The sequence below is a fragment of the Alteromonas sp. DY56-G5 genome (genome assembly GCF_041414725.1).
GTDB classification, from domain to species: domain Bacteria; phylum Pseudomonadota; class Gammaproteobacteria; order Enterobacterales; family Alteromonadaceae; genus Alteromonas; species Alteromonas macleodii.
Genome location: NZ_JANHZQ010000047.1, coordinates 23033 through 32748 on the forward strand (window position 1 = coordinate 23033; position 9716 = coordinate 32748).

Consider the following 9716-nt stretch of genomic DNA (forward strand, 5'->3'; position numbering starts at 1 on the left):
TTTAATAACAGTTATTCTGGAACTTATACATAATGAAACGGTAGATGCTTACTAAGGTCTACGTCATTTGTAATCCGTAATCCTGTCCAATAGGCGATAGCCGACTTGGGCTTTCTATTCTAGGCGCTTGCATAGGTGCTGAATGAATAAAGGGGCGATAGCCCCTTTTTTTTGATTTCAAATAAGTCAGGTTTTTTATTGAAAGTCAGGTGATTAATCCCATACTGACAATGTGACCTGTGTTTCTCTATAGGTTCCAACCTAAGTTCGCTTTAGTCCTGCTTAAAGCGAGCCTTCAGCCTCGGAAGGGCTAGAGAGAGGGGGCTACCCCTCTCTTTTATTTTTCCTTGTTCTTATCCTTTTCATACCCGAACGCTGCCCACACGTTTTCCAGTGGCTCGATGGGGTTAAGCTCCCCCGTTTTTAAATTGAAGAACCCACCTTGGTACTCCACACTCCCATGCCTAAGCATCTGCCAAACGAGATTCGCCATTTGAAAGGCCGTAGTGTGATTTACACCGAAGTCTTGTCTTCTAATTGATTCAGCGTGTGAACATGAGGGCATTGCGTGTTCGGTACTCTCAAGTAACGTTTCGCCATACAAATCATAAAGGTTCGGTAAGTAGTCACTTTTGTTAGTGTTACCCAAGTGCCCCATGATAATTTGTCCAGTGTGCTGGCCGTTGCCACCGTCAATCCAAAGCTTATCTCTATAGTGACTTTCTTCTGCCGCGTTTTTACCTAGTTCATATCGAAATGATGCAGAGTCAACGCAAGTCATAACGATATCGCCTTTAAGGTAGCTTGAGGGAGAAAAGTTAGTGCATTTAGCTGTCCACCCCGTACCGAACCCGTTATTAATTCTTTCCACCAGCACTTCTGCTTTTGGTAGTCCAATATCCATCGGCCAGAAATTTTGTCTTCCCACATTCGTTTCGCTTACTGTGTCTCTATCCCATACAGTTACATCAAACGGGTTGTCATTACCTCCTACCATGCGAAGTAAGTAATGGATTTGGGCAAGGTAGCTAAGTAAGTAACTCCCTGTGCCACCAGCGCCTATTACGTCAATTGAGATTCTCTGTGTAAAAAAGTGTGATGGTGCAACAAATGACATACTAAAGCCCCCTTGTCAGTGTTTCGATGAATTGAGCCATTGGCATGGCAAATTTCATTTCCTTTGCCCTTACGCTAGAGCCGCTTTTCTCTTTTTCGCGCCAAAATGCCATGTGATTCTTATCGTCACTGTAATGCTGACGCTTGTCGTTATTAAAATTCACGTTCAGGTGGGTAAAATAAGAGTCGGTCAAAGTCGATTCAATTTGAGAAAGGGTGTCCAGACTTCTTTCATCTGGTAACTGCGCTCCCCCCTGACATAAGAACCCACTTGTATTGATGTTCATAAGTGGTGCGTGGTAAAGGCGTGTTGCTTCGTTTGGACGGGCATCTGTAGCTTTGGCAAATACATACAAACCTTTAGAAGAAACAGCCCAAACCAGACTCGGCCATTTCACGTTAAACGCTTTTTCCCCTGACTTGCTAAACCACATGCTTTGGCGCTTTGCAGGTGTATGCCACACCACCAGCTTTGAATGGTTGATAAGTACATTGCCTGGAATCATTTGTAGTGACTTAACGGATTCTTGCTCTGCCGCCTTGCTAACTTTGTTTGCACGTTTGGTAATAGTGCTGCGCACATTTCTTATATCAGTTAAACGCCCTAGACCTAATCGATTGTTAGAAACGTTGTGAATAGTCGCATATTCACTAACTGACTGACCTCTACCATACAGCACAATTGCCAGTTCTGGCTTTGGCTGAGAGCGCTCTTTTTCTAACTTTACGTGGCTTGCAACGGCAGTTAACATTCGTAATTCTCCATAAATACTTCTAAGCATTCCATCAACCAATACCCTGTCAGATGCCCTTTCATCGCTTTCAGCCACTCAGGGTTATCTACCTCAACTTTTAAGAAACAATCTTCGCCAGTGTCGTTTAGGTAGCGGTTATGCTCTTGAACTGCATTATCAGTTACATAACAGCGACTAATATCGTCTAGGCAATAAAGTACGTTGTTTCCTAACTCCTCCACATCGTCCATAGCTGTGAACTCATAATGCTCGTAGTTAGGCAGGTGGTTGACTAACATTTCAGAAATGAACAACAACATGTCTATCACTTCTGGATGTTTACACTGTGCATTAGTTTTAAAGTCCTGCAATTCTTGAAGAAAGTCTTTATCGATTTCCCCCCAGTCATACTCACGACCAAGGGATAACAGTTGACTGCTCAACGCTTCCTTAGCCCATCCTCTGAAATAATCCGCTTCCTCTGATTCCTCTACTTCATCTTTGTTGTCAAAGATTGTTAAATCAAAGCCGTCCATGTGCATTTCTGTATAGTATTCACACAACCCATTAAGCCCATCTTTTCCCAAAATCGTTTTAATTGATTCGAACCAATCTGACAGCCCATCCATTTCAAATGAATCACAAGTTACGTAGGCTGTAAGGGCGGGCACATCAATGCCTTTCGCTGGCAAGTATTCTTCTAAGAAGTTGTTACAGCCCATAGCATAAGGTAAGGGGGTAATCATGGTTCTACAGGCAATCTGTGAAGCAACACGCGCAAGATACTGACGCTCTCGTCCTGACACCTTGTGAGCATACATGCAGAAAACGTGTAGCAGGTCAGTAGAAGTTACGCATAAGGTGTTTTCGCTATGATGCAAAGCGATACATATTTTATTGTGTTCACTTTCCAGAGGCTGTCCGAACCTAGCCTCGTAAGCCTCTGGAAGAAAGTTAATTAGACTGTTTACCTGTGCTGTCATTTCTTCAAGTGTTGCTTTAGCAATGCTTGGAAGTAAGCAGTCTAATTCCTCTATGTCCAAATCAGGAACGAGATCTCCCAAGCAGTCTTCGATGAAGTCTTGCGATACCCCCGTTTGCTCAAAGTAAGGCGTGAGATAATTTTCAATACTTTCTATGTTGTAAAGGAAGTCTGATTCGATAGAAAATGGGGTTAGCACACGACTGGCGTGTGCATCGAATGTTATTTCTTGCCCTGCCAACTCACAACCAAACGGTCTTACATCAGGCAGGGTTGGAATGCGGATTTCTGCTTGTGTTTCTTCTTTGGGATCTGTTTTAGTTGGTAATAATTCAGCGAACATTGTTTTTTCCCTACCACTTTTGCCTTTTTCCGTTCAGCCTTGTATTCATCTTCCATACTGGCGAACTGTGAGCGCCACGACTTAAAGGCCGTGGCTACCTTATCAGTACCGTTATCCATTAGAGTCGGCAGGGAGCTTAGGAAGTGTGTAAACCATACGTTCACCATCTACCAAACCATCATCTTCATAGATTTTGCCAAAACGAAAGAACGGATAGTTTTTACGAATGGCTTTGATACTTTCCTCAAACGTAGCATTAGGAGAATTGCACTCAACTTCCAGAGCACCGAGTTTGAACACTCGTTTCAAAGGGGTAGATTGTAGTAAAGATGCACTCATGATTAGTCCTCCAAATCAATATCGTTAAGGTTTGTAGCTTGTTCGGGTTGTTCAATATCCTGCTCAGACGGTTGAGTAGTCGCAGCGGCAACAGGGTCGGCTTGTTTAGGCGTAGCATTAGACATAGTCTCAGTCACATTCCCTGTATTGGCTGTCACAGTTGCCTCTACGTAGCTTTCAGAAAAGCTGTTTAGGTGCTTAATAAATTCTTCATCCAATAGCATTGGGCTTGCTGCCACTTTTAAAGGCTGCGTAAGAGCTTGGCGTAATTTGGGGTCTGCTGCATCACCAACATTATTTTGGGTCATTACGGTGACAGCCATTTTTCCATTCCCCTCGTCTTGAAGCGTCAGGCTAATATTTTTTAAATTGGCTTTTTGAATAAGCTGATACAGTTCAGTAAACATAATGAGATTTCCTGCGTTGTGGGGAGGTACACCCTCCCCTTTAGAATTGGTTTCAGTAATGGATTACTTAGGTTTAACGTGTGCCAAATACCAAGAAGGTGCAAATTCGGAGTAATCGTGATCAGCTTCAATGATGCCTTGTGCAAGGTCGGCTTTTTTGCCCTTGGTTAACTTAGCAAACGACCCTTTTTCTTTGGCATTCATGGCTTCATCTAGCTTGGCATCTTTAGCCAGTTGAATAAGCTGTGGTGTGGTGTAGTGCTTAAGTGTTTGCTCTGTAGGTTTCCATGCATCCACCGCGACTCTTTTAGCAGTTTCAGCACCTTTCGCTTTCAACAAATTAAGCAACAAAGAAACCGAACTAGAGTGATTCATACGCTCTGAGTTTTTAAGGCCATGTGATATCGCTTCAAGCATAAGCCCTTGCATGGTTGGCATATCCATATTTAGATAGGCATCTAAAATTAAATCGTCAAATCCACTTTTCAACTTGTGTTTGGCGTTGCCTTTGAACCCTGTAGCTTGCGCCGTTGCTGCGAGCATCATTGCCCCTGACAGCATTTTATCATTAGCAAAAAACCCAGCGGCAGCTTGTCTAAGTAGCTCTTTGTGAGCGTCTTCTGCTACATTAGACATAGAACCAACTTCTTGCCCTTTACTGGTTTTAACCGCCTTGGACTTAGCGAGTTTCTTGGCTTTCTCAGGGTCTTTTTTGGCAATAGCTACAACTGTTGGATCAGACATAGCTTCTTCTGTTGCTTTGCCTATCGTGGCAGAACACTTGCCAAAACAAATTTTGTCGATGCATTGGCTCTCTGAAATTTCACCCTCAGAGCCAGCAGCGTCAGACATAATGACAACGCGCTTTTCACATGAACTACAGCCATTAGTAAACTGTTCCTCGCCCACCTGCTCTACGGTAACGGTGTTTCTGTCCTTTTGTGCCGACTCAGACAAGAAAAGTACTTTGCCAAAGCGTTCTTCGGCGGTCGCTTTTAGCCCATTTACCCACTCTTGAGTTTTTTCACGAAAACAACTTATTTTCGAACACTTTGCTTCGGTAGATACATCATCCAATAAGCCCATTTGATGATAGGTGTTATGAGGGCAAGCGTTACATTCAGCGGTATCGAACTTAGCGCTTTTGATGGGAGTTTGTTTAGAGCCTAACTGCAATTTAAGCTCTTTTACTGTCCAACCCTGAGTTAGAACTATATCAAGTAGCTTTTCTTGTGCTTTGTGGGAGAAAGGAGCAAGCGCAAGTGCGTGTGCAAACGAAAACTTGTTATTCCCGTCTTCAACCGCTTTCAATACCTTTTCCGAACATTTCATCAACTCAAGCAGTTCATTAACTTGCTTCAACGGCTTGTTGATTTCCTTAGCCACAGCCTCTCTATCACCAGCAAACATGGTGTTGTACTCTTGTGCCGCCATAGCAAGGTCAACCGTTGACAAGTCAGTACGGTGAATGTTTTCAGCCATGTGGATTAGATAGGCTTCTCTATCGTCAACCATTAAGACTTTTACAGGTACTTCAACCAGTGCCAAATCAATCGCAATGTCTTTACGACCATATCCAGCCAATAACTCAAGCTTGGTATCATCCTCAGGGTGGGGGCGTGTTACCAAGTTTTGTAGAATACCTTGCGCTTCTATGCTTGCCTTGATTTGGTCATAGTCCTTTGATGGACGGTTTCTACGCTTGTTACCGAATTTAAAATCCACCAGCACTGAGGGGGATACATTGATTGCAGCACCATCTTCAAGTTGAGAAAAGTTCATGCCTGTCTCCAAGTTTGTTGTTCTTTAACTTGGAGTAATGTTGCATAGATGGAATAAGTCACAATTTTAAAGGAACGGTGATGTTCTACCGCTTTTTACCAGAGATACCTTGCTGATTTATTAACTTCGCGGGTGGCCTCCTTACCAACTAAAAACACGTTCTCAAGAATTTTTCTGACGAAGGAAGAAAAGCGCAAAGCTGGCGATAGCCAGTGGGGGCTTTTCGCTGTGACTCACTCCTTTCCCTCAAATTTGCAATTTTATTTACTTAATAAACTATGCAGAAAACTCACTTACATAGGTAAATTTCAAATGTCTAAATCTGCATTTTGCACAAATCTTTTAGTTTTTTTAGTTATCGCTGTGGCATCTGGCATCGATGCTGCCTGGCTTAACTTTACCGTTGAGGCGGTATGTATTTTTAGCGTTCTGCTGGCGTTGGTGTTTATTACTGACTTTATAGCTGTAGACAAAGTTTCTGAGCCGGTAGCGCTTGTTGTTACTGAGTTATTTAGCATTGCTGTATTCGTACTCTCTATCACGTTTGTTCCCAACTCTATAAACACGGTTATAGAGAAACTTGAATATAAAGAAGAACGAATTTTAGCAATCCAAAACAGCCTTCCAGTGGATGGGGATATTAGAATCGAGAGATTATCAGACCTTAACCAAGGCAAAGTATTAATGTGCCAGATTGGGTGTACACCAGAGCATTTAGAAGACATGCTCATGAAGACAAGGAATAGCCTTGAAAAGGCAAAGGCCACACAAACAACTTTGGGTATAGACGCCAGATGGTTCAATACAATCGTGTTTTTCCTCTCGAACCTGGCTGTAATCTTGTTCGCATTCAGAAAATCATTCAAGGGGTAGGATATGTCAAAGCAACTTAATCAAGTTAACCAATCGGTAAACCAGCTTAAAGAAGCGCGCAAGCTAATTCCACCAGCGGCCGCTAGAGCAGTAATCGATTCGGTACGCAGTAGCGAGCCCAATGATGATTTGTTAACGTTGGTGGGTATTATAGCTGGCCAAAACATCCAGGCTGAAGAACTGCTTATCGCGATTAGAAATGAGATCCAATCAACCAATCGTTAATAGTAAGTCATCTAGCCCCTTTAAATAGGGGCTTTTTGATTTCAACAGCCCTATTCCTAAGTTAGACTCCCATTCTTCCTTGCTATATTACGTAATACCGCCTAACATTAACCATCCAGAGTGACACTATATCGGCCTCTTAAATGTCATTCATCGCAAATTCTTGCCTATAAGCTGCATTTTCTAACTGGTCAGAGCAGTTACCTTTGCAATTCAATGTTATCTTTATAGTTGGGTGTTTTTTATCCAATTTATACTTTATTGTTCAGAACAACATCTGGCAAGGACAACAACTGTGAAGACCATCTCAAAATTTAGAGTTCGTCAAAAGCTTCAAGTTATTTCTAAACTTGGGGACAGACATGTTGTGCTTGGACAAAAGCGTAGTGGCGTAGCCGAGTGTTTTTTTATTGTCCGCGATAATTTCGAACGCGTATTACAATCAAATCCATCCATCCCTGTAGATGCAGAAGTGCAACGAAACAAAGAAACAGGTCTAGTTTCTGTTGTGAATCACAGTGATGAGAAACTACCGCTCTGTGATTTTGCTAACAATATTACTCAGAATGTTGGTACATCAGCTAGCTGCTAACCATTCCTAACAATTTGTAACGGATTACTGTGCCACTCTTATTAGGAAATCACGATAAAAATATTATAACGGCAACTGACGTTATAGAGACTGAGCCTTTGTCATGGTCGACGAAGGAAATTGTGATCCCCGGCTTGGAACAAGATAACAAAGCTCAAGCTATTACCTTTGAATTTGCTGAAGGTAAAGGCATGGTCGTTATCGAACGAGGCGGTAACGCAATCGCCAACTTCAACTACAATATACTTCCAGCACACCACCCTCTTGCACAGGCCTTTAAACCTCAAAGGCAGGTTGCCCAGATTGTTAGCGCACTTGTTGACGAAGACTATCGAGGTATTGGTATTTCCCATTTATGCTACTCGATGCTCAGTCAGCGCTATATTGTATGTTCAGATGAACAACAAACAATTGAGGGGGCGGCCCTGTGGTATTTCAAAATCCCACAGATTGACCAAATTTCTATGCATATCGTTTATCGTTATGATCAAACAGACTTTACAATTGACACATGGGCAAACCAAGATGCATGGTCTGGGGACCGAGGGTTAGTTAACTTCGCCATTGATAATGGTATTCCCGCTTCTCATTTTGATGACCACAGCAAGACAGTTTTCGTTGCGGTATCAGAAACTAAGTCGACAACCCGAATTAAAACTAACTAATTCCTATAATTGTTTCTAATTTAACTGAAATATTCGTGATTTCTCTGAACCTTGGCCGTCTCTTACTACAGGAAGTGACGTTTATCGTTAATTATTCGCTATTACGTATATTTACAGATATACCTTATATGGAATATTTCCCTATTTATGAAAGTTAGGACTCCCAATGATGTAGGCTCCTACATCACGTCTATTCGTAAAGCATATAAGCTGTCACAAGCAGAGCTCGCTCAAAAAATAGGTAAAGACCAGCGGTTTATATCAAAACTTGAGAACTCTCCTTCCAGTATTTCCTTTGGAACAGTCATGATGGTTCTAAATGCATTAAATATCGATATTGACTTTTCAAGCCCCGATACTAAAAAGCAAAACAAGTTGAGTGGTGAGCTATATAGGGATAGTTTGAACAAGAAGGATAGCAAACCTCCTTTACACACCTGGAGAAAACCACACAGGAAACCCAAGGTAGTAAGCAAAGTAAAATCATAGGAGATAAGTGAGCTAACAAATCATAAATGCACCAACAAAAGCGAAAGTAGCGGGTGGTTTGTCTTAAATACTTCTGGCCACTCTTTTATACAAACCAACATTACGTCATAATGTCGATAACAATAAAGCAAGATGTAAATTATGGCCAACGCGTTCTATAGAATAAAAGAAGGTGAGTTTGTTAGACAGCTGGAAACTCAATCCATCACAAAAGTTATAGCTCAAGAAAGCCCAACCGAACCTCAGAAGTTTTTTGTCGTGGCCATCAATGCCAATACAGAAATAGCTTATGTAATGCGCCATGGGCGCTCAGACGAACCTAGAACATGGCGACTCGACAACTTGGCTAGGTTTTTACGTAAGAACGGCGTAGCATCATTTGAAACGCTTTTTGAGGCGTAAAGTCATAGCCGAGATTTTATTTTGCAGCATGCCCACTTTTATTAAGTCGATAAGACATCACTGGCAGAGTAGTTAGAAATGTCTATTATGCAGTAACAGCATTAGAAAGTGGAAAACATAGGAGTTGTTTTGAAAAAAGGACTTGATAGGCTGAGAGCGCTCAATGAGCAAATGTTGAAAGAAGCACAAAAGCGTCGAGATAAAGAGCCAGAGCGGATAATTGAAGAGCTTTCTGGAGTACCACCTTTTGCCTTTGGCCAAGATAAACAGTACACGCACGACGGCGTGGACAAAAGCACCCTGCGAACGGTATCGACCATCTGTACTACTAAGAGAATCTACGTACTGAGTTCACCTGGCGCTGCGGATGCTTTAAGAGCAGTTATTTTAGAAAGAATCTGGGAGCATGAAAAGCAAGATGAAACCCAATAAGCAGGAACTTGAGTTAATCGTAGCCCATGCTAGCAATGCCCACCCTCTAGGCATGCTAGCTAACATAATTTTTATTGGGGTCTTGGGAGCGGCGTTGTTTGGCCTGTTATTTAAAGGCAAGGCGATGATAGGCGTTGCCTTATTTGTAGTAGCCGGTTTTGCCTGTCGCCAATTAATATTTTTTCTTCTTAAGTTACACCTCAAAAAAAAGTATTGGTCAGAGTAAGCTAGTAACATTAAGAAGTAAGGCCTCGAACAGAGCCTGTAACAGATTCTGTGTAACTGCCATTAGTTAATATGCTTTTCGAGGCGTTCCTCGAACTCGATAATAAAAC

At 42.1% G+C, this 9716-nt stretch carries 14 protein-coding genes; 8 read left to right on the forward strand and 6 right to left on the reverse strand.

Features of this window, described 5'->3' with window-relative positions; all coding sequences use genetic code 11:
• Positions 1-337: 337 nt before the first annotated feature.
• The 6 genes from NO989_RS18185 to NO989_RS18210 all read right to left on the reverse strand — a co-directional run bounded on the left by NO989_RS18185 (position 338) and on the right by NO989_RS18210 (position 5703).
• Positions 338-1117: a PRTRC system ThiF family protein gene (locus NO989_RS18185; protein WP_015068543.1), complete on the reverse strand. Its 780-nt coding sequence runs from the start codon at positions 1115-1117 to the stop codon at positions 338-340.
• 1 nt (position 1118) lies between these two features.
• On the reverse strand, positions 1119-1868 hold the full coding sequence (locus NO989_RS18190; protein ID WP_015068542.1) for a PRTRC system protein B: 750 nt from the start codon (positions 1866-1868) through the stop codon (positions 1119-1121).
• Positions 1862-3175, reverse strand: coding sequence for a hypothetical protein (locus NO989_RS18195; RefSeq protein ID WP_015068541.1), 1314 nt, complete (start codon positions 3173-3175; stop codon positions 1862-1864). The genes NO989_RS18190 and NO989_RS18195 overlap by 7 nt, the downstream gene beginning before the upstream one ends.
• A 111-nt stretch (positions 3176-3286) precedes the next feature.
• A complete protein-coding gene (locus NO989_RS18200; RefSeq protein WP_015068540.1) occupies positions 3287-3514 on the reverse strand; it encodes a hypothetical protein in 228 nt (75 codons plus the stop codon).
• A gap of 2 nt (positions 3515-3516) precedes the next feature.
• Positions 3517-3921, reverse strand: coding sequence for a hypothetical protein (locus NO989_RS18205; protein ID WP_015068539.1), 405 nt, complete (start codon positions 3919-3921; stop codon positions 3517-3519).
• Between the two features lie 63 nt (positions 3922-3984).
• A complete protein-coding gene (locus NO989_RS18210) occupies positions 3985-5703 on the reverse strand; it encodes a ParB/RepB/Spo0J family partition protein (RefSeq protein ID WP_015068538.1) in 1719 nt (572 codons plus the stop codon).
• A 312-nt stretch (positions 5704-6015) separates the two neighbouring features.
• On the opposite strand from NO989_RS18210, the gene NO989_RS18215 reads away from it, so the two are divergent.
• From NO989_RS18215 to NO989_RS18250, 8 genes are all read left to right on the forward strand, one after another.
• Positions 6016-6576 carry a hypothetical protein gene (locus NO989_RS18215; RefSeq protein WP_015068537.1) on the forward strand — a complete coding sequence of 187 codons (561 nt, stop codon included), beginning with the start codon at positions 6016-6018 and terminating at the stop codon, positions 6574-6576.
• A 3-nt stretch (positions 6577-6579) separates the two neighbouring features.
• Entirely contained in the window at positions 6580-6801 is a 222-nt protein-coding gene (locus tag NO989_RS18220; protein WP_015068536.1) for a hypothetical protein, read from the forward strand.
• 295 nt (positions 6802-7096) lie between these two features.
• On the forward strand, positions 7097-7393 hold the full coding sequence (locus NO989_RS18225) for a hypothetical protein (RefSeq protein WP_015068535.1): 297 nt from the start codon (positions 7097-7099) through the stop codon (positions 7391-7393).
• A 29-nt stretch (positions 7394-7422) separates the two neighbouring features.
• Positions 7423-8058: a hypothetical protein gene (locus tag NO989_RS18230; protein WP_015068534.1), complete on the forward strand. Its 636-nt coding sequence runs from the start codon at positions 7423-7425 to the stop codon at positions 8056-8058.
• Between the two features lie 147 nt (positions 8059-8205).
• Positions 8206-8547, forward strand: coding sequence for a helix-turn-helix domain-containing protein (locus tag NO989_RS18235; protein WP_015068533.1), 342 nt, complete (start codon positions 8206-8208; stop codon positions 8545-8547).
• 141 nt (positions 8548-8688) lie between these two features.
• A complete protein-coding gene (locus tag NO989_RS18240) occupies positions 8689-8949 on the forward strand; it encodes a hypothetical protein (RefSeq protein WP_015068532.1) in 261 nt (86 codons plus the stop codon).
• A gap of 129 nt (positions 8950-9078) precedes the next feature.
• Complete coding sequence (locus tag NO989_RS18245) at positions 9079-9381, forward strand: hypothetical protein (RefSeq protein ID WP_015068531.1); 303 nt, start codon at positions 9079-9081, stop codon at positions 9379-9381.
• Complete coding sequence (locus tag NO989_RS18250; RefSeq protein WP_041703882.1) at positions 9356-9607, forward strand: hypothetical protein; 252 nt, start codon at positions 9356-9358, stop codon at positions 9605-9607. Before NO989_RS18245 ends, NO989_RS18250 begins: the two co-directional genes overlap by 26 nt.
• Positions 9608-9716: the final 109 nt, after the last annotated feature.

Excerpts from the sequence above, each read along its gene's own strand:
- NO989_RS18185 (WP_015068543.1), bottom strand. The coding sequence starts at position 1,117 with ATGTCATTTGTTGCACCATCACACTTTTTTACACAGAGAATCTCAATT.
- NO989_RS18190 (WP_015068542.1), bottom strand. The coding sequence starts at position 1,868 with ATGTTAACTGCCGTTGCAAGCCACGTAAAGTTAGAAAAAGAGCGCTCT.
- NO989_RS18195 (WP_015068541.1), bottom strand. The coding sequence starts at position 3,175 with ATGTTCGCTGAATTATTACCAACTAAAACAGATCCCAAAGAAGAAACA.
- NO989_RS18200 (WP_015068540.1), bottom strand. The coding sequence starts at position 3,514 with ATGAGTGCATCTTTACTACAATCTACCCCTTTGAAACGAGTGTTCAAA.
- NO989_RS18205 (WP_015068539.1), bottom strand. The coding sequence starts at position 3,921 with ATGTTTACTGAACTGTATCAGCTTATTCAAAAAGCCAATTTAAAAAAT.
- NO989_RS18210 (WP_015068538.1), bottom strand. The coding sequence starts at position 5,703 with ATGAACTTTTCTCAACTTGAAGATGGTGCTGCAATCAATGTATCCCCC.
- NO989_RS18215 (WP_015068537.1), top strand. The coding sequence starts at position 6,016 with ATGTCTAAATCTGCATTTTGCACAAATCTTTTAGTTTTTTTAGTTATC.
- NO989_RS18220 (WP_015068536.1), top strand. The coding sequence starts at position 6,580 with ATGTCAAAGCAACTTAATCAAGTTAACCAATCGGTAAACCAGCTTAAA.
- NO989_RS18235 (WP_015068533.1), top strand. The coding sequence starts at position 8,206 with ATGAAAGTTAGGACTCCCAATGATGTAGGCTCCTACATCACGTCTATT.
- NO989_RS18240 (WP_015068532.1), top strand. The coding sequence starts at position 8,689 with ATGGCCAACGCGTTCTATAGAATAAAAGAAGGTGAGTTTGTTAGACAG.
- NO989_RS18250 (WP_041703882.1), top strand. The coding sequence starts at position 9,356 with ATGAAAAGCAAGATGAAACCCAATAAGCAGGAACTTGAGTTAATCGTA.